At 70.2% G+C, this 18,965-nt stretch carries 13 protein-coding genes; 8 read left to right on the top strand and 5 right to left on the bottom strand.

Annotated elements, in window-relative coordinates; genetic code table 11:
- The first annotated feature begins 99 nt into the window (after positions 1-99).
- Together dxs and ABZV42_RS13625 are read left to right on the top strand one after the other, a co-directional pair.
- A complete protein-coding gene (gene dxs / locus ABZV42_RS13630; protein ID WP_355981213.1) occupies positions 100-2,031 on the top strand; it encodes a 1-deoxy-D-xylulose-5-phosphate synthase in 1,932 nt (643 codons plus the stop codon).
- A gap of 147 nt (positions 2,032-2,178) precedes the next feature.
- The gene (locus tag ABZV42_RS13625) at positions 2,179-3,702 is read left to right on the top strand and encodes an amino acid permease (protein ID WP_355981216.1); all 1,524 of its coding nucleotides are present in this window, start codon (positions 2,179-2,181) and stop codon (positions 3,700-3,702) included.
- Between the two features lie 85 nt (positions 3,703-3,787).
- Here the strand turns inward: ABZV42_RS13625 and ABZV42_RS13620 are convergent, their stop codons facing one another.
- Together ABZV42_RS13620 and ABZV42_RS13615 are read right to left on the bottom strand one after the other, a co-directional pair.
- A complete protein-coding gene (locus ABZV42_RS13620) occupies positions 3,788-4,180 on the bottom strand; it encodes an NTP pyrophosphohydrolase (RefSeq protein ID WP_356052091.1) in 393 nt (130 codons plus the stop codon).
- A 58-nt stretch (positions 4,181-4,238) separates the two neighbouring features.
- Positions 4,239-5,171: a hypothetical protein gene (locus tag ABZV42_RS13615; RefSeq protein ID WP_356051986.1), complete on the bottom strand. Its 933-nt coding sequence runs from the start codon at positions 5,169-5,171 to the stop codon at positions 4,239-4,241.
- Between the two features lie 65 nt (positions 5,172-5,236).
- On the opposite strand from ABZV42_RS13615, the gene ABZV42_RS13610 reads away from it, so the two are divergent.
- The 6 genes from ABZV42_RS13610 to ABZV42_RS13585 all read left to right on the top strand — a co-directional run bounded on the left by ABZV42_RS13610 (position 5,237) and on the right by ABZV42_RS13585 (position 13,569).
- Positions 5,237-6,457, top strand: a complete 1,221-nt coding sequence (locus tag ABZV42_RS13610; protein WP_356051984.1) for a CapA family protein — start codon at positions 5,237-5,239, stop codon at positions 6,455-6,457.
- Positions 6,458-6,869: 412 nt separating this feature from the next.
- Positions 6,870-9,131: a HAMP domain-containing protein gene (locus tag ABZV42_RS13605; RefSeq protein ID WP_355981222.1), complete on the top strand. Its 2,262-nt coding sequence runs from the start codon at positions 6,870-6,872 to the stop codon at positions 9,129-9,131.
- A gap of 6 nt (positions 9,132-9,137) precedes the next feature.
- Positions 9,138-10,898 carry a poly-gamma-glutamate synthase PgsB gene (gene pgsB, locus ABZV42_RS13600; protein ID WP_355981225.1) on the top strand — a complete coding sequence of 587 codons (1,761 nt, stop codon included), beginning with the start codon at positions 9,138-9,140 and terminating at the stop codon, positions 10,896-10,898.
- Positions 10,895-11,377 carry a poly-gamma-glutamate biosynthesis protein PgsC/CapC gene (locus ABZV42_RS13595; RefSeq protein WP_037621835.1) on the top strand — a complete coding sequence of 161 codons (483 nt, stop codon included), beginning with the start codon at positions 10,895-10,897 and terminating at the stop codon, positions 11,375-11,377. The genes pgsB and ABZV42_RS13595 overlap by 4 nt, the downstream gene beginning before the upstream one ends.
- Positions 11,378-11,413: 36 nt before the next feature.
- Positions 11,414-12,472 carry an NlpC/P60 family protein gene (locus ABZV42_RS13590; protein ID WP_355981228.1) on the top strand — a complete coding sequence of 353 codons (1,059 nt, stop codon included), beginning with the start codon at positions 11,414-11,416 and terminating at the stop codon, positions 12,470-12,472.
- An 80-nt stretch (positions 12,473-12,552) separates the two neighbouring features.
- Entirely contained in the window at positions 12,553-13,569 is a 1,017-nt protein-coding gene (locus ABZV42_RS13585) for a hypothetical protein (RefSeq protein WP_356051982.1), read from the top strand.
- Between the two features lie 171 nt (positions 13,570-13,740).
- Here the strand turns inward: ABZV42_RS13585 and ABZV42_RS13580 are convergent, their stop codons facing one another.
- The 3 genes from ABZV42_RS13580 to ABZV42_RS13570 all read right to left on the bottom strand — a co-directional run bounded on the left by ABZV42_RS13580 (position 13,741) and on the right by ABZV42_RS13570 (position 18,481).
- Positions 13,741-14,850: an LCP family protein gene (locus ABZV42_RS13580; RefSeq protein WP_356051980.1), complete on the bottom strand. Its 1,110-nt coding sequence runs from the start codon at positions 14,848-14,850 to the stop codon at positions 13,741-13,743.
- 281 nt (positions 14,851-15,131) lie between these two features.
- Entirely contained in the window at positions 15,132-17,258 is a 2,127-nt protein-coding gene (locus tag ABZV42_RS13575) for a 3-hydroxyacyl-CoA dehydrogenase NAD-binding domain-containing protein (RefSeq protein WP_355981234.1), read from the bottom strand.
- Positions 17,255-18,481: an acetyl-CoA C-acyltransferase gene (locus tag ABZV42_RS13570; protein WP_355981236.1), complete on the bottom strand. Its 1,227-nt coding sequence runs from the start codon at positions 18,479-18,481 to the stop codon at positions 17,255-17,257. The genes ABZV42_RS13575 and ABZV42_RS13570 overlap by 4 nt, the downstream gene beginning before the upstream one ends.
- Positions 18,482-18,965 lie beyond the last annotated feature (484 nt).

Here is an 18,965-nt window from a genome sequence, read left to right as displayed (position 1 = left end):
GTTCGTGTGGCGTAGATCGCCAGGCCCGGCCCGCGCCCGAAAAGGCGGAACATTAGACTCGACCAAGCCCGGCAACAGCTCTACTGCAAGGAGGCACGGGTGCCGCTGCTGACCCGCATCACGGGACCGCGCGATCTGGACCGGCTCAGCCTGGAGCAGCTGGACCAGCTGGCCGGCGAGATCAGGACCTTCCTCGTCGACGCGGTCTCCAAGACCGGCGGCCACCTCGGCCCCAACCTCGGTGTCGTGGAGCTGACCATCGCCCTGCACCGCGTCTTCGAGTCACCGAAGGACAGGGTGCTGTGGGACACGGGCCACCAGTCCTACGTCCACAAGCTGCTCACCGGCCGCCAGGACTTCTCCCGGCTGAAGATGAAGGGCGGCCTGTCCGGCTACCCCGCGCAGGCCGAGTCCGAGCACGACGTCATCGAGAACTCGCACGCCTCCACCGTCCTCGGCTGGGCCGACGGACTGGCGAAGGCCAACGAGGTGCTCGGCAGGAACGACCACGTGGTCGCCGTCATCGGTGACGGCGCGCTCACCGGCGGCATGGCCTGGGAGGCGCTGAACAACATCGCCGACGCCAAGGACCGCCCGCTGATCATCGTCGTCAACGACAACGAGCGTTCGTACGCGCCGACCATCGGCGGCCTCGCGAACCACCTGGCGACCCTGCGCACCACCGACGGCTACGAGCGCTTCCTGGCCCGTGGCAAGGACCTCCTGGAGCGCACGCCGGTCGTCGGCAAGCCGCTGTACGAGACCCTGCACGGCGCGAAGAAGGGCCTGAAGGACTTCATCGCCCCGCAGGGCATGTTCGAGGACCTCGGCCTGAAGTACGTCGGCCCGATCGACGGCCACGACATCGAGGCCCTGGAGTCGGCGCTGGCCCGCGCCAAGCGCTTCGGCGGCCCGGTCATCGTGCACTGCCTCACCGAGAAGGGCCGCGGCTACCAGCCGGCCCTCCAGGACGAGGCGGACCGTTTCCACGCCGTCGGCAAGATCCACCCCGACACGGGCCTGCCGATCGCCTCCTCCGGCGCCGACTGGACCTCCGTCTTCGGCGAGGAGATGGTCGAGCTCGGCAAGGAGCGCGAGGACATCGTCGCGATCACCGCCGCGATGCTCCAGCCGGTCGGCCTCGACCGGTTCGCCAAGGCGTTCCCCAAGCGGGTCTACGACGTAGGCATCGCCGAGCAGCACGCCGCCGTCTCCGCGGCCGGCCTTGCCACCGGCGGACTGCACCCCGTCTTCGCCGTCTACGCGACCTTCCTGAACCGCGCCTTCGACCAGGTCCTGATGGACGTGGCCCTGCACAAGTGCGGCGTCACCTTCGTCCTGGACCGCGCGGGCGTCACCGGCACCGACGGCGCCTCGCACAACGGCATGTGGGACATGTCCATCCTCCAGGTCGTGCCGGGTCTCAGGCTCGCCGCGCCGCGCGACGCCGACCAGGTCCGCGCCCAGCTGCGCGAGGCCGTCGAGGTGAAGGACGCGCCCACCGTGGTGCGCTTCTCCAAGGGCGCGGTCGGCCCGGCCGTCCCCGCCGTGGGCAGGGTCGGCGGCATGGACGTCCTGCGGGAGCCCGGCACCGACACGCCCGACGTGCTGCTGGTCTCCGTCGGCGCGCTCGCCCCGATGTGCCTGGAGATCGCCGCTCTGCTGGACCGGCAGGGCATCTCGACCACCGTCGTCGACCCGCGCTGGGTCAAGCCGGTGGACGAGGCCATGGCGCCGCTCGCCGAGCGGCACCGGGTGGTCGTCACCGTCGAGGACAACTCCCGGGTCGGCGGTGTCGGCTCGGCCGTCGCGCAGGCGCTGCGCGACGCGGGCGTCGACATGCCGCTGCGCGACTTCGGCATCCCGCCGCGCTTCCTCGACCACGCCTCCCGCGCCGAGGTCATGGCCGAGATCGGGCTGACCGCGCCGGACATCGCCCGGCAGGTCACCGGCCTTGTGGCCAAGCTCGACGGCCGCTTCGGCGACGCCACCGCGCAGCCGGTCGACGCGGTACAGCCCGCGCGCGACTGACGCGGCCGCACACGGCCGATGGGCCGGTTTCAGCACCCTGTACGGGTGGTGAAACCGGCCCATCTGCGTGATACGGGCCGTGTCGGGGCATACGTGATACCTGCCCTCTCGATCATGTCGAGGACGACAAGCGTGGGAGGTACGTCCGTGAGCAACACCCTCTTCAGGACGAAGAAGGTCGAACAATCGATCTTGGACACTGAGGAGCCGGAGCACGCGCTCAAGAAGTCGCTTTCCGCTCTGGACCTCACCGTGTTCGGTGTCGGTGTCATCATCGGCACCGGCATCTTCGTCCTCACCGGCAAGGTGGCCAAGGAGAACGCGGGGCCGGGTGTCTCACTGGCCTTCGTGGCCGCGGGCGTCGCCTGTGGACTGGCGGCCCTGTGCTACGCGGAGTTCGCCTCCACGGTCCCGGTCGCGGGATCCGCGTACACCTTCTCCTACGCCTCCCTGGGCGAGCTGCCCGCCTGGATCATCGGCTGGGACCTGGTCCTGGAGTTCGCGCTCGGCACGGCGGTGGTGGCCGTCGGCTGGTCCGGCTATGTGCGCTCGCTGATGGACAACGCGGGCTGGCATCTTCCCGCGTCGCTCGGCGGCCGCGACGGCGCGCACGGATTCGGCTTCGACATCCTCGCATCCGCGCTGGTGCTGGTGCTCACGGCCATCCTCGTCGTCGGCGTGAAGCTCTCCGCCCGGATCACCACGGTGGTCGTGGCGATCAAGGTCACCGTCGTCCTGATCGTGATCATCGCGGGCGCCTTCTTCATCGAGAGCAAGAACTACACGCCGTTCATCCCGCCGGCGCAGAACGTGGAAGCGGGCAGCGGCATCAAGTCTCCGCTGATCCAGCTGATGTTCGGCTGGGCGCCCACCAACTTCGGCGTGCTGGGCATCTTCACCGCGGCCTCCGTCGTGTTCTTCGCCTTCATCGGCTTCGACGTGGTCGCCACGGCCGCCGAGGAGACGAAGAACCCGCAGCGGGACATGCCGCGCGGCATCCTCGGCTCGCTCGTCATCTGCACCGCGCTCTACGTGCTCGTGTCGATCGTGGTCACCGGCATGCAGAAGTACACCGAGCTGTCCATCGACGCCCCGCTCGCCGACGCGTTCAAGGCCACCGGGCACCCCTGGTTCGCGGGCGTCATCAGCTTCGGCGCCGCCGTCGGCCTGACCACCGTGTGCATGATCCTGCTGCTCGGCCAGACCCGCGTCTTCTTCGCGATGAGCCGCGACGGACTGCTGCCGAGGTTCTTCTCCCGCGTCCACCCGAAGTTCCGCACCCCGCACCGGCCGACCATCCTGCTCGGTGTCATCATCGCGATCCTCGCGGGCTTCACGAGCCTCAGCGAGCTGGCGGAGCTGGTCAACATCGGCACGCTCTTCGCCTTCGTCGTGGTCGCCATCGGCGTCGTCATCCTCCGCCACACCCGCCCCGACCTGCCCCGCTCCTTCCGCACCCCGCTGGTGCCGTGGGTGCCGATCCTGTCGGTGCTCGCGTCCCTGTGGCTGATGCTGAATCTGCCCGCGGAGACCTGGCTGCGGTTCGGGATCTGGATGGTGATCGGCTTCGTCGTCTACTTCCTGTACGGGCGCAAGCACAGCCGCCTGGCCGGGCATCCGGAGATGACACAGAGCGGCGGCGGGACCCCGCCCGGCGGCGCGGCAGGGTAGCCGCCGAGGTGCTGTTCGTCGGCCCCGTGCCTCCCCTCGCCCCGGCGGGAGGCACGGGGCCGACGCACGTCCGCGCCGGCCGGCGTCAGGGGTGAGGACGCACGGTGCGCGGACCCGTGACCTCCGCGCCCAGCCCAGCCACCCGCCGCCGCAGTTCGCGGTCGGCCGTGACCACGAGGCAGGGACGGTCCCCGGCCCCGGCCACCAGTTCCACCATGCGGTCGTCGCCGCTGCCCGGCGCCTCGTCCACCCGGACACCCGGGACGGAGTCCACCCCGCGCGCAGCGCCCTCCACCACCAGGACGATCTCCAGCGGACCGGGATGACCGGCCACCCCGGCCTCCGCGAGACCGGCCAGCCGGTCCCTGAGCCGCTCGGCGGCACCACGCCGGTCCCGCCACCAGCCGTCGGGAACGGACCCCACCACGTTGGCGCCGTCCACGATGAGCAGAGTCGGCACGTCCTGGGGAGTCGTCATGTCCTGCGAAGCCGCCATGTCTTCTGAAGCCGTCTGGTCCCGCGGATCGGTCATGTCCTCACCTCGTCGGCGAGCCGTCGGCCCAGCTCCGGGTGACGACGGAGACGGCCTCGGCCACTCGGGCGGCCTTCCGGGCGTCCGACCGCGGACCCGGGGCGAACTCCACATGAAGGAAGGGAACGCCCGCGTCGGCGGCCTCCCGCCCCTGTACGTTCTCGTGTCCGGCGAGCGGGCAGGAGCGGGCCCAGGCCCGGCACACGGCGAAGTGCCGCTCCCGGAGCGCGTCGGCCAGCCGGCGGCCGTCGGGCCGGCCGGCCGCTCCCGCACCCGGTGAGGCGATCACGTCGTAGTGAGGGGCGGACTTCAGCGCGAACCCGTGCAGCTGGATTCCCGGGATCCGGCGCCCGACGAGCTCGGAGCAGATCGCGTGGAAGACAGTGTCCCGACGGTGCGCCACGTCCGCGGTATTGCCCTCGCCGGATTCGCGATGTGCACCAGCAATGATCAGAATGCCACCGGGAGCGCCTCGGAGAACCCGCACGCCCAGTAGTTCCGTGTTCTCGTCGGAGACCGGATGGGGCACCTGTGCCGACCATCGGACGGGGTGGTCGAGGTCGATGAAGACCCGGCCCCAGCCGCGCGGCGAGGGGCCCTGGTCGACACGGTCGTACACCTCTGCGAATCGACGGCCGGTGGCGCTGTCGACGAGTGTGCGCACGCCGAAGTCGACCTCTGTGAGCCGCTGTTCGGCCTGCTCGCGGTGGTGGTCGAGGAGCAGAGTCACCCCCTCGGTCACGGTCTGCCGCTCGGTTCGGGTGGGTGGCCGGAAGGCGCCGTCCGGCGAGAACCGGTCGGTGTAGGCCGCGACGGCGCGGGCCAGGTCCACGCTCGGCGGACCGTCCGCCCGGAGTCCTGCGGAGCTGTCCCCGCCGGTGTCGTGGTTGCCGAGCAATGCGACCGCTCCCCAACCGGCGAGAGCGGCGAGAAGCAAGAGAAGTGTTGCGATCGTTATCGTTCTGGAGCCGTATGCCCTCATGGTTGTATCAAGATATCTCGGTGACCAGACGCCGTAGCCGCCGCACCATGCCCACCCTCCTGGCCCCCCTCGTCCTCGTCGCCGCCCTGGCGGGATGCGGCCTCGTCGGGGGCGGTGGCGGCTCCACCTCGAAGGGCGACGGGCGCTCGTTCACCGTGGCCGCAGCAGGGGACATCCTCATCCATCCGCAGCTGATCGACCAGGCGACGGCGGACGCCAAGGAGACCGGCCGGGGTGTGGCCGGCCTGGACTTCGGCCCGCTGATGGCCGGCATCAAACCGGTGATCAGCAAGGCGGACCTGGCGATCTGTCACATGGAGCCGGTCATCGGCAAGCCGAAGGGCCCCTTCGAGAGCTACCCCAATTTCCTCATACCGCCGCAGATAACCGGGACCATCAAGGACATCGGCTACGACACCTGCTCGACCGCCTCCAACCACTCGATCGACCACGGGTACGAGGGTGTGAAGCGGACGCTGGACACGCTGGACGCCGCGGGCCTCAAGCACACGGGCTCCTTCCGCACGCAGAAGGACTCCCTCACTCCGTTGATCATGGATGTCAAGGGCGTCAAGGTCGCGCAGATCTCCTTCGCCTTCGGCTTCAACGCCCACGAGCTGCCCAAGGACAAGCCGTGGCTGGTCAACCAGAACGACCTGGGCCGGATCAAGGCGGCCGAGAAGCGGGCCCGCGCGGCCGGCGCGGAGGTCGTCATCCTCTCGATCCACTGGGGCCGTGAGCACCACCCCAACCCCTCGACCCCGCAGCTCGAGTTCGCCCGGCAGCTGGCCCGGCAGACCGGCGTCAACCTCGTCATCGGGCACCACGCGCACGTCGTGCAGCCGATGGAGAAGGTCGACGGCACCTGGATCGCGTACGGCCTCGGCAACCAGGTCGCGCGCCACGACGTGCCGACCGGACTCACCGAGGAGGGTGTGATCGGCTGGTTCACCTTCACCGAGCGCGGCGGCAAGTGGGAGGTCGAGCCCCGCTACGAGCCGACTCTCGTGGAGATCCCGCCGGACCCCGAGGTCGGCGCCGACGGCACCGAGGCCGGGCCGGCCAAGGGGCAGGTCAAGGACTACCGGCTGGTGGACGTGGCGGCCGAGCTCAAGCGGGACGACCTGAGCGACCTGGAGCGGTCCCGGCTCCGGCTGGCCTTCGAGCGGACCGAGGGCACCATGCTCAACCGCGGCGCGGCGAAGGACGGGCTGAAGCCCCTGACGGAGCTGCCGGGCTGAGGCCACCCGCGCCGACCGGCGCCCGGCCCGACTCGGGCCGGGCGCCGTCTTCGTCCGGGCCGCCGGAGGCCTCCCGGATCCCGCCCGACGGGCCCGGCGGACCGTCCCGAGTCTCGGAGGAGCCGGAGCGCATGCCCCGAGGTGGAATCAGCCAAACGTGAATGAAAGTGCCGTCTGAGTTTTGCTGTTGCTCAGATCACTTTGAACCTGCACAACTTCTTACCGTTCTTACCTGTCTCACAGGCGCAGAGACTCAGGTTTCTCATCCGTTCACCTGTGTCACACACGCACTCGCACCCGCACCGCGAGCAGACCGACCCGCGCTCGTGCGCCCGTACAACCGCTTGAGAGGACCAGTCCGTTGGCGTCATCGCCCCCGGCGCGGCAGCACCGTGTTCGCCGCAGAGCTGATATGTCGCTGCTTGGCGGCATACGACCGCCGATAGCGGTCCTGTCGGCGCTCCTCCTCTCCCTCGCGGCCGTCACGGCGCTCGTGCTCGGCCCGGCCGGCGACACCAGCCTGCCGAAGGCCGTCCAGACCTCGCAGCAGCACTTCGCGGAGGACGGCGCGATCGCCCTGCGCGCCTCCATCGACGAGTCGGTGACCGACCTCGAACGCTCCGCCGGCCTGTTCAGCGCCGGCGCGCCGGTGTCCGGTGACACCGTGCTCGACAAACTGGGCAACACGTACCAGAAGTGGATGGGTACGGCGGTCATCGAGATCCGGTCGGGCAAGCTCGTCGCGACCCGCGGCGAGACCGTCCCGCTGACCTCCCTCGACCGGTCCAAGCTCGGCGACGACGGCGGTCTCGCGCCCCGCATGGTGCGTCTGGAGAACGGCGAGGTCCGGCTGCTGTCCTTCGCGCTGCTGTCCTGGCCGGGCAAGCCCCAGCTGCTCCTCGTGGCGTCCAACAGCCTCAAGTTCCCCGGCATCAGCCTCGGCCAGTTCCGCTCCATCGCGGTCGTGGACCGCTCCGGAACGATCCTCAGCAGCGACGGCATCCCCGAGCCCGAGCAGGTCCTCACCGACCTCCAGCGCAAGGAGGTGGCCGCCTCCAACAAGCAGCTCAAGTCGTTCGCGAAGACGGCGGCGGCCAGGGCCGGGAACCACCCGCAAAGCGGCAAGGAGCCCGGCTCGGGCGGCTACCTGGGCGTGAGCGGCAGCCTGCTCGGCGGCACCTTCCTCAGCGACCGCTCCGTCGGCGGATACGCCGCCCTCACCTCGACCGAGCCCGGCGAGACCACCACCGCGACCGCCCTCGGCCTCACCGTGGTCGCCATGGTGAAGGTCGCCGAGGACCCCACCCGCTCCACCTCGCCCGCCTTCGGACTGATCGCCGCCGGCGCGCTCCTGGCCATCGGCGGCCTGGCCGTCGCCGTACTGCTCGGCACCGTGCAGCGACCCCTCATCCGGCTCTTCCTGGAGTCGCGCCGCCTCACCCGCGGCGACCTGGCGCGCCCGGTGAACATCCCCGGCTACGGCGAGGCCCGCAGGATCGGCGCGGCCCTGGAACGGCTGCGCGGCCAGCTGCTCGGCGAGCCGGCGGAGCAGAGCGACATCCCCGCCCGGCCGCGCGGCGCGCGCCGCATCGGCACCCGCGGGCTGCTCTCCGTCTGCGCGGTCCTCCTGCTCGCCTGGTCGGCTCCGCTGCTGCTCATCCTCAACCGCGCCGACGGCACCGTCGTCGTGCCGCAGCAGCTCGTGAACGACCAGCGCGAGCGCACCGACACGCTCACCGACCGGGTACGCCGCGCGCTCAACGAGGGCGAGGCGGACCTCCAGTCCGTGGCCACCCTGATCGGCGACCGCACCAGCCCCGACGACATGACGAAGGTCCTGGACCGCACGCTCAACCAGCATCTGCGCTACCAGTCGCTCTACGTCGTCGACGCCTCCGGTGACGTGGTCGCCCAGGTCGGCGACAAGCCCCGCGAGGCCCGGCCCGAACCGGCCACCGCCGACCCGCTCCGGCTCCTCGGCCAGGGCGGCAAGAAGCCGCTGGTGGTCGGCACCGCCGAGATCCCCGGCCGCGACGGATCGGCACTGGTCGGCGAGTTCCGGATCGACTTCCTCAACTCGGTGCTCAAGAGGCCCGGCCTCGGTGTCGTTCGCCTCGTCGACGACCACGGGAGGGTCATCGCGGGCAACACCGGCTACCTCGCCTTCCAGTCGCTGCCCGACGACCGTCTGAAGGACCTGGTCCTCGCGTCCGGCCAGAGGGTCGGCAAGTCCGCCCACGCCGCCGGTGTCCTCTACCGCGAGAACGGGGTGCAGATAGCGGCCGCGGCTCCCTTCGTGGGAGGCGGCCCGGCCAAGCAGCTCGGCTGGACCGTCGTCAGCTGGCAGCCCGCGGACCAGCTCGCCATCCCCGAGTACGACGTGCAGCACCGCACGGTGCTCGCCGGACTGCTGGGAGCCGCGGCGGCCGCCGCCTGCCTCGGCTGGATGCACATCGTCGTTGCCCGGCCGCTGAGGGCCCTCGCGGGCCAGGCCGAGTCGCTCGCGGACGGCGACCGCAAGACCGTCCTGTTCCCGCGCAACCACGACGAGGTCGGCGCGGTCACCCGCTCCTTGGAGCTCGTCCGCCAGCAGCTCCAGGAACAGCGCAAACAGCAGCCGTCCGCGCGCCGGGGCACACCGGACACCGCTCACCAGCAGCACGTAAGGAACTGATCGGCCGTGCTCTTCCTCTACACCGTCCTGATGGTGTGCTGCGCGATCCTGCTGGTGGCGGGCATCGTCGAACAGCGGCGGCACTTCACCAACCTGGACAACATCCCGACCCGGGTGCTCGTCAACGGCATCCGGGGCAAGTCGTCCATCACCCGGCTCTGCGCGGGCGCGCTGCGCGGCGGCGGGCTGACCACGGTCGCCAAGACCACCGGTACCGCCGCCCGGTTCATCCACCCCGACGCGACCGAGGAGCCGGTCTACCGCAAGTTCGGCATCGCCAACGTCGTCGAGCAGATCGGTATCGTCCGGCGCGCGGCCGCGTACAACCCGCACGCCCTGGTCATCGAGTGCATGGCCGTCATGCCGGCCCTCCAGGAGATCAACCAGTCCAAGCTGATCCGCTCGACGATCGGCGTCCTGTGCAACGTCCGTGAGGACCACCTCGCCGAGATGGGCCCCACCCTCGACGACGTGGCCCGCTCGCTCTCCCGCTCGATGCCGGAGGGCGGCATCTGTGTCACCGCGGAGAAGGACCGGTTCGACATCCTCCAGGAGGAGGCCGACTCCCGTGACTGCGAGCTGATCTACGCCGACCCCGAGACCGTCACGGACGAGGAACTGCGCGGCTTCAGCTGGTTCACCTTCAAGGAGAACGTGGCGATCGCGCTCAAGGTCGCCGAACTCCTCGGTGTGGAGCGGCAGACGGCCCTCCAGGGCATGTACGACGCGCCGCCGGACCCCGGTGTCCTGTCCGTCGAGCGGTATGTCACCGAGGAGGGCAAGAAGCTCCGCTTCGCCAACGTCTTCGCGGCCAACGACCCCGAGTCGACGCTGATGAACATCAACCAGCTGCTCGACCTCGGCGCGATCCACCGCCCGCTCAACGTGGTCATCAACTGCCGCCCCGACCGTGTCGAGCGCAACGGCCAGATGGGCGAGATCATCCCCGAGCTGGACCCCGACAAGGTCTTCGTGATCGGCCACCCGGCCAAGAGCGCGATCGACGCCATCCCCGCCGAGTACCGCTCCCGAGCGGTCGATCTCGGCGGCGACCGCCGCGACGCCGAGGAGTTCATGGGCCTGCTGCTCGCGGAACTCGGCGCGGACACCTCGCTGGTGGCCATCGGCAACATCCACGGCCAGGGCGAGCACCTGCTGGAGCACCTCGCCGAACTCCCCGCGGACGAAAGCGACGACGACGCGTACGTGCCCGGCCGCGAAACCCGCGGCGCCGGTGACACGGCGGCCGAGGAGCCGCGGCCGGCGCCGGCCGTGCGCGAGCACGTCGAGACCGTTCAGCTCTACGCCCCGCGGATCGACCCGTACCAGCCGTACTCGGAGGCGTACGAGACGCGGTACGCGACGCGCACCGACGTCCCCGTGCAGCGCACCGATGTCCCTGTGCAGCGCAGCGCCGACGACCCGCACCCGCAGCAGGGCCGACGGCGCCGGGCGCGTCCCGAGCAGCCTCAACAGCAGCAACCATTCCAGCCGCATCAGCCGTACGAGAACGGCCAGCCGCATCAGCCGTACGAGAACGGCCGGCCGGAGCAGCAGCACCTGAGCGGCGGGCCGGAGCAGGTGCACCGGCCCGAGGGGGCCCGCGAGCCCTGGCCAGACCTGCCGCGGGAACCCGCCGAGAGGCGTCCGGTGTCACCCGGACCCGGCGAACAGCCCCGGTCCCGGGGCCTGTTCGAACCCCGCGTCCCTCTCGCACAGCCCACCGACGACCCCCAGCAGTGGCACAGCCCAGGAGAGCCCCGTTGATCCCCTCCGTCCTCACCCCCGAGATCGCCGCGATCGGCATCGGCCTGGGCCTGATGTTCTCGCTGATCTGCTACCTCACGACCAACCTCTCGCCCGGCGGCATGATCACCCCGGGCTGGCTGGCGCTCACCCTCATCGAGGACCTCCAGCGCGCCGCGCTCGTCGTCGGCGTGACCGTGCTGACGTACGTCACCACGCTGCTGCTCCAGCGCTTCGTGATCCTCTACGGCAAGCGGCTGTTCGCGGCCGTCGTGCTCAGCGGCGTCCTGATCCAGGCCACCGTGATCATCGTGCTCCAGATGGAGTTCCCGCTGCTCTACGCCAACCAGACCCTGGGCTTCATCGTCCCCGGTCTCGTCGGTTACCAGCTGGTGCGTCAGCCCAAGGGGGCCACGCTGCTGTCGACCGGCACGGTCACGCTCGCCACCTACGTCGTGCTGACCGCCGGAATCCTTCTCGGCGCCATGCCCTCCGCCTGATCCACCCGTCCTTTTCGCACCACTGGAGCCGCCACCATGCCGAAGCGCAAAGGCCGTCCCGTCCTCCACGCTGCCACGGTCATCGCGCTGCTCGCGGGCAGCGCGTTCTTCACCTTCGAACTCCGCAAGGACGAGGAGGCGAAGGTCCCGGCCGTGCAGGCCGTCACGGACAAGCCCGACCTCGAGAACTCGGGCAAGGCCACCGGCAAGCAGACCTGGGAGCGGCTGAACAACCCGACGCGTTCCGTGCTGCGCGGCGAGAACGGCGACATCCTCGCCACGTTCACGGACGGCGCCCGCACCGCGACCCTCCGGGGCCCCTCCCGCACCTTCACCGAGCCGGCCAACACCCAGAGCCGTGTGATGACTCAGGACTGGGTGCGCCTGATGCCGGAGGCCTGGCGCAAGGGCGCGGAGAAGGAGAAGTGGTTCAAGGACTGGTTCAAGGAGTTCTACGGCAGCGAGGCCGACGACGTCTTCGCCATCGCCTTCCAGTACGTCGACGGCGCCCCGGTGAAGAAGGACGACGAGGGCGTCCCGTACGCGGGCGACGCGGTCTTCGGCCCGTTCAAGGAGGACGGCGTCGACCGTCTCGAACAGAACGACTTCTACGACTACCTGGGTATCAACTACGCCTTCCGTGACGGGACTTCCATGGTGGCGCGCAAGGAGCGCTACCGGGCCCTGGACTGCTCCGGGTTCATGCGCATGATCTGGGGCTACCGGTCCCGCTATCCGCTGATGGCGACGAACATGTCCGGCGACGGGCTCCCGCGCAGCGCCGACGGCATGGCCCGTTCGAAGGTAGGCGTCGACATCCTGAAGCTCTCCGGACCGTCCCCCTGGTACACGCGCCCCCAGAACATCGACGTGGTCCAGCCCGGTGACCTCCTCTTCTTCAAGATGGACCACCGCACAGGCAACCACCTCGACCATGTCGCGATGTACCTGGGAGTGGACACCGACGGCCACCGCGTCTTCATCTCCAGCCGCAAGGAGGTCAACGGGCCGACCATGGGCGACAAGGGCGGAGCCTCCCGTATCGACGGCAACGGCTTCTACGCCGGGCTGCTGCGCAGCGCCAAGCGCCTGTGAACGGCTGACGGGGGCGGGCGTGCGCCGACGAGCGCATGCCCCAGGTCACCGGGCGCGCGGCCCCCGATTAAGGTGAAGCGGTGAACGTGGACTGGCTCATACGCGGTCGCGACGGCAGGCTCGGTGCCTACCTGCTGTCGGAGGCCACCGTCCGCTGCCGGGCGGAGCACGGACCCGGCGGCCTCTGGGACCCGCCCCGCACCGTGGGGGGCGACCAGCGCCTGCACTCGGTACTGGCCCTGGGCCAGGGCCCGGACCGCTACACCCATCTGGTCTCCTGGCGCCCGACGGTCAAGGACCAGTCGGGCCTGGTCCATTCGACCCACTTCCGGCCGGACCTCGCCGCCCTCGACTGGAACCCGATCGGTCACCCCGACCGCACCGGGGACCGGACGGGCGCCCCCGTCGTCGCGGTCGACGCGCAGGGGCGCGCCCACGTCTTCGTACGCAACAAGGGCGGCGGGGTCAGCATGATCGCCCAGAAGGAGAAGGGCGGCTGGGGGTCCTGGCACGACCTCAAGGGGCATGACGTCCAAGGGGACCTGGCGGCCGTGACCGGGATGTCCGGGCGCGTCGAGCTGTACGCGGCCGTGGCGGGCGGCGTCCTGCACTGGCGCCAGGAGGAGGCGGGCGAAGTACCCGCCCTGGACGAGGCGCTGGAGGCGCCGGTCCGCCCGGACACGCTTCAGGCGCTCGCCACCTCAGCCGACTCCAGCACGCTCTTCTTCACCGACGACTCGGGCGATGTGTGCGCCTGGCGTCCCGGCACCAGGCCGGTGGCCCTGCTGGCCTCGGCCGGACCGGGCCCCGTCCGTGTCATCCGCTGCGAACTCGACGGCCACGACTGCACGTTGCTCGCCCAGCGGGCGGCGAGCGGCCGGGTGGCCTTCGCCGCCTATCCGACCGAGGACGAGTCGGCGGGCGCGTGGTGGACCGAGTCGGGGCCCGAACTCCCCGCCGACGCACTGCTGGCGCTGGCGGAGGACGAGAAGGGCCGGGTGGTCGCCGCGACGTTCTCCCCGGGCGCCGGCGAACTCCGAGTCACCCGGCGCAAGGACGAGCCCGGAATCGCCCTGGAGGCCTGGCGGGTGGTCTGACGCCGACGGTCGCGCACCCGGGGCCCGGACGGGCCCTGACCGAGCTCGCTTCTCGGACACCGAGCACGCCGACACCGCCGTACGGAAAGCCGGTACGGCGGTGGGGCGGGTCAACGGGTGCGCGGACCGGCGCAGTCGAACCACCGGCGGGCACCCTTCGCCTGCGAAGTGTCAGGAACTCCCGCCCGTGGCGGGCGACTTCTTCGCCGACTCGGGAATCACCGAGTCGGTGCGCAGCGCCTTCCACAGAGTCGAGGCCTGCGGCTCGGCCGCCACCACGCGGTTCGGGTCGATCCTGTCGTACGACACCGGGAGCATGATCGTCTCCATGGTGGACGGGTCGACGCCGTTCATGCTCCGGCCGAACTCGGCCAGCGCCGTGAGCGAGGCGAGGTCGGAGTCGGTGGTGAGTGCCTTGGTCAGGCTGTCGGCGATCCCGTACGTCTTGGCGGGGCTGCCGAGCAGGTCCTGCTTCTTGATCTCGGAGAGCAGAGCGGTCATGAACTGCTGCTGAAGGCCGATGCGCCCGAGGTCGCTGCCGTCACCGATGCCGTGCCGGGTCCGTACGAACTCCAGGGACTGCGTGCCGTTCAGACGGTGTGTTCCGGCGTGGAGGTCGAGGCCGCTGGAGGTGTCGTGGATGTCCTTGTCGACGGTGACGGTCACGCCGCCTATCGCGTCGACCAGGTCCTTGAAGCCGGCGAAGTCGATCTCCATGTAGTGGTCCATGCGGATCCCGGAGATCTTCTCCACCGTCTTCACCACGCAGGCCGAACCGACCTGGGAATAGATGGAGTTGAACATGACGCGCTTGGCGGAGGGGGCCGTGGAACCGTCCGCCTTCGTGCACTCGGGGCGGGTGACCAGGGTGTCGCGCGGGATGCTGACCGCGACGGCCTTCTGCCGGCCCTCGGGTATGTGCATCACCAGCGCGGTGTCGGAACGCGCCCCCGAGACATGACCCGTCTTGAGCGCGGCATTGGCTCCGGCACGAGAGTCGGACCCGAGGACCAGGATGTTCTGCCCGGAGGTGGGCAGCTTCGCCGGCCGGTCGTCGCCGATTGCCTTGTCGAGATCGACGCCCTTGATGTTGCCGTCGAGGCCGCTGTAGAGCCAGTAACCGGTACCGCCGGCGGCGACGACGAGGACGGCCAGACCCAGCAGGATCTTCCTGCCGATCCGACGGCCGCCGGTGCGCTCGCGCTTGGCGCCTCGGCTTCCGCCACCGTCCTTTGACGGCGCGTCGGATGTGGTGGGCTGGGGCGTCGGGGCGTGGCTCATCCTGGTCCGGGTCCTAGCTGGTCGTGCCCTTGTGCGGGCGGATGTCGATGGCTTGAGGACTCGGGTGGGGGAGAGGCCGGTCCGTGCGTTGCCGGGCTGACGTGCACTATAGACATGCGTTCGGACACATGTGCGCTCCGGGGCGGCGGGGTCGGACACGCGGATCCACGTCCGGCCGGCTCACGGTCCTTGGTGAACCGGCGCCTTGACGTACCGGCACAGAACGACAAGGAGGGCCTCCGCCCGAAGCGGAGGCCCTCCTTTGTTGTGCCGTCAGGCCGTTACGCCGGAACCGAAGCCGTTCCCGGCTTCAGGAACCGCTTGCCGGTTGCGCGTTCCGAGACGCCCTCGCGGTCCAGGTACGGCGTGATGCCGCCCAGGTGGAAGGGCCAGCCCGCGCCGGTGATCAGGCAGAGGTCGATGTCCTGGGCCTCGGCGACGACGCCCTCGTCGAGCATCAGACCGATCTCCTGGGCCACCGCGTCCAGGACGCGGTCGCGGACCTGCTCCTCGGTCAGGACGGTGTCGCCCTGCTTGAGGAGAGCCGCGACCTCCGGGTCCAGCTCCGGCTTGCCGGAGTCGTAGACGTAGAAGCCGCGCTTGCCGGCCTTGACGACGGCCGCGAGGTTCGGGGAGACCGTGAAGCGGTCCGGGAAGGCCCGGTTGAGGGTCTCCGAGACATGCAGACCGATCGCGGGGCCGACCAGTTCGAGAAGGACCAGCGGGGACATCGGCAGGCCGAGCGGCTCGATGGCCTTCTCCGCGACCTCGACCGAGGTGCCCTCGTCGATGACGTTCTGGATCTCGCCCATGAAGCGGGTCAGGATGCGGTTCACGACGAACGCCGGGGCGTCCTTGGTGAGGACCGCGGTCTTCTTCAGCTTCTTGGCGACGGCGAACGCCGTGGCCAGCGAGGCGTCGTCGGTCTGCTCGCCGCGCACGATCTCCAGCAGCGGGAGGATCGCGACCGGGTTGAAGAAGTGGAAGCCGACGACCCGCTCGGGGTTCTTCAGCTTCGACGCCATCTCGGTGACCGAGAGGGACGAGGTGTTCGTCGCGAAGATCGCGTGCGCCGGGGCGACCGCCTCGACCTCGGCGAACACCTGCTGCTTGACGCCGATCTCCTCGAAGACGGCCTCGATGACGAAGTCGGCGTCGGAGAAGCCCTCGGCCTTGTCCAGCACACCGGAGACCAGGGCCTTCAGGCGGTTGGCCTTGTCCTGGTTGACGCGGCCCTTGAGGAGCAGCTTGTCGATCTCGGCGTGGACGTAGCCCACACCCTTGTCGACGCGCGCCTGGTCGATGTCCGTGAGGACGACCGGGACCTCGAGGCGGCGCAGGAAGAGCAGGGCCAGCTGCGAGGCCATCAGGCCCGCGCCGACGACGCCCACCTTGGTGACCGGACGCGCCAGCGACTTGTCCGGCGCACCCGCCGGACGCTTGCCACGCTTCTGGACCAGGTTGAACGCGTAGATGCCGGAGCGCAGTTCGCCACCCATGATCAGGTCGGCGAGCGCCACGTCCTCGGCGTCGTAGCCCTTCTGGAGGTCGCCGTCCTTGGCACCGGCGATGATGTCCAGCGCGCGGTAGGCGGCCGGGGCGGCCCCGTGCACCTTGCTGTCGGCGATGAACCGGCCGCGGGCGACGGCCTGGTCCCAGGCCTCGCCGCGGTCGATCTCCGGGCGCTCGACGGCGATCTCGCCCTTGAGGACGGCGGCCGTCCAGAGCAGCGACTGCTCCAGGAAGTCCGCGCCCTCGAACAGCGCGTCGGCGATGCCGAGGTCGTAGACCTGGCCGCCCTTGAGCTGCTTGTTCTGGTTGAGCGAGTTCTCGATGATCACCGAGACGGCCTTGTCCGCGCCGATCAGGTTCGGCAGGATCGTGCAGCCGCCCCAGCCGGGGACCAGACCGAGGAAGACCTCGGGCAGCGAGAAGGCCGGCAGAGCGGAGGAGACGGTCCGGTAGGTGCAGTGCAGACCGACCTCGACGCCACCGCCCATCGCCGCGCCGTTGTAGTACGCGAAGGTCGGCACCCCGAGGCCCGACAGACGCTTGAAGACCTCGTGGCCGCCCTTGCCGATGGCGAGCGCGTCCTCGTGCCGCTTCAGCAGCTCGACACCCTTGAGGTCGGCGCCGACCGCGAAGATGAACGGCTTGCCGGTGACGCCGATACCGACGATCTCGCCGGCCGAGGCCTCCTTCTCGACCTGGTCGATGGCGGCGTTCAGGTTCGCCAGCGACGCAGGGCCGAAGGTGGTCGGCTTGGTGTGGTCGAAGCCGTTGTCAAGGGTGATGAGCGCGAAGCGCCCGGCACCGAACGGCAGGTCGAGGTGGCGTACGTTCGCCGAGGTCACGACCTCGTCGGGGAACAGCTCGGCCGCTCCCTTGAGGAGTTCAGCGGTGCTCACTTGTCGCCTCCGGCGTCCTTGTGGTGCGGGTTCTCCCAGATCACCGTGGCGCCCATGCCGAAGCCGACGCACATGGTGGTGAGGCCGTAACGGACCTCCGGCTGCTCCTCGAACTGCCGGGCGAGCTGCGTCATCAGACGCACGCCGGAGGAGGCGAGGGGGTGGCCGTACGCGATGGCGCCGCCGTACTGGTTGACGCGCGTGTCGTCGTCGGCGATGCCGTAGTGCTCCAGGAAGGCGAGCACCTGGACGGCGAAGGCCTCGTTGATCTCGAAGAGGTTGATGTCCTCGATCGACAGACCGGCCTGGGCGAGGGCCTTCTCGGTGGCCGGGATCGGGCCGTAGCCCATGACCTCCGGCTCGACGCCGGCGAAGGCGTACGAGACCAGGCGCATCTTGACCGGCAGGTCGTTCTCGCGGGCGAAGTCCTCGGACGCGATGATCGAGGCGGTCGCACCGTCGTTCAGACCGGCGGCGTTACCGGCGGTGACCCGGCCGTGCACACGGAACGGGGTCTTCAGGCCGGACAGGTTCTCCAGCGTGGTGCCGGGACGCATCGGCTCGTCGGCGGTGACCAGGCCCCAGCCGGTCTCACCGATCTCCGCGTTGGTGTTGCGCACCGAGATCGGCACCAGGTCCTGCTGGATCTTGCCGTTGGCGTACGCCTTGGCGGCCTTCTCCTGCGAGCGCACGGCGTACTCGTCGGCGCGCTGCTTGGTGATGGTCGGGTAGCGGTCGTGCAGGTTCTCGGCGGTCATGCCCATGAAGAGGGCGGACTCGTCGACCAGCTTCTCGCTGACGAACCGCGGGTTCGGGTCCACGCCCTCGCCCATGGGGTGACGGCCCATGTGCTCGACACCACCGGCGATGACGACGTCGTACGCGCCGAAGCCGATGGAGCCCGCGGTGGCGGTGACGGCGGTCAGGGCGCCGGCGCACATGCGGTCGATGGAGTAGCCGGGGACCGACTGGGGGAGCCCGGCGAGGATGCCCGCCGTGCGGCCCAGGGTCAGACCCTGGTCACCGATCTGCGTGGTCGCGGCGATGGCGACCTCGTCGATCTTCTTGGGGTCAAGACCGGGGTTGCGGCGCAGCAGCTCCCGGATGGCCTTCACGACGAGGTCGTCGGCGCGGGTCTCGTGGTAGATGCCCTTCGGGCCCGCCTTGCCGAACGGGGTGCGGACGCCGTCGACGAAGACGACGTCCCTGACGGTACGAGGCACGATGGCTCTCCTCCAGATGCGGGATGGCACTACTGCGCGGACACACGCCTGAGCGCGCGCTCAGCACCCATGCTACTTACGAGTAACCAACCTGCCCAGTCCCGCGGGCGGGAGCGGCGAAGGTCACATCCGCGAGGACAGTCTGTTCCGGCCCGGCCGCTCGCGCGCGGGCGTCCGGCACCGGCCCGCCGCCCCGGGCATGCCGTGCCGGCGGTCGCGCCGCACGGTCCGCCCGCAGCCGTCCGGCCAGCCGCGACGCCGCCTCGCGGGAACAGGACACCCGGGGTGGCCGTCGCGCCCGGACGGCCCAGGATCTTGGCGTGATCTCGTCGCCCGTTCGACGGGCCGGTTCCGCTCCGAGGACCCGATCGGCGTACGGGCACACCCCGATCCGCCGTGTACGGGCGTACACCGGGCGCTCCGACCCGCCGTGTACGGGCGCGTACACGGGGCGCCCCGACCCGTCGACCGGCGCGCACATCGC

Source organism: Streptomyces sp. NPDC005281, from assembly GCF_040607495.1.
Taxonomy (GTDB): Bacteria; Actinomycetota; Actinomycetes; order Streptomycetales; family Streptomycetaceae; genus Streptomyces.
Note: the sequence above shows the minus strand (reverse complement) of the source record. Positions and strands in the feature narration are given on the sequence as shown.

Excerpts from the sequence above, each read along its gene's own strand:
- ABZV42_RS13620 (WP_356052091.1), bottom strand. The coding sequence starts at position 4,180 with ATGACGACTCCCCAGGACGTGCCGACTCTGCTCATCGTGGACGGCGCC.
- ABZV42_RS13590 (WP_355981228.1), top strand. The coding sequence starts at position 11,414 with ATGCCGAAGCGCAAAGGCCGTCCCGTCCTCCACGCTGCCACGGTCATC.
- ABZV42_RS13580 (WP_356051980.1), bottom strand. The coding sequence starts at position 14,850 with ATGAGCCACGCCCCGACGCCCCAGCCCACCACATCCGACGCGCCGTCA.
- ABZV42_RS13605 (WP_355981222.1), top strand. The coding sequence starts at position 6,870 with ATGTCGCTGCTTGGCGGCATACGACCGCCGATAGCGGTCCTGTCGGCG.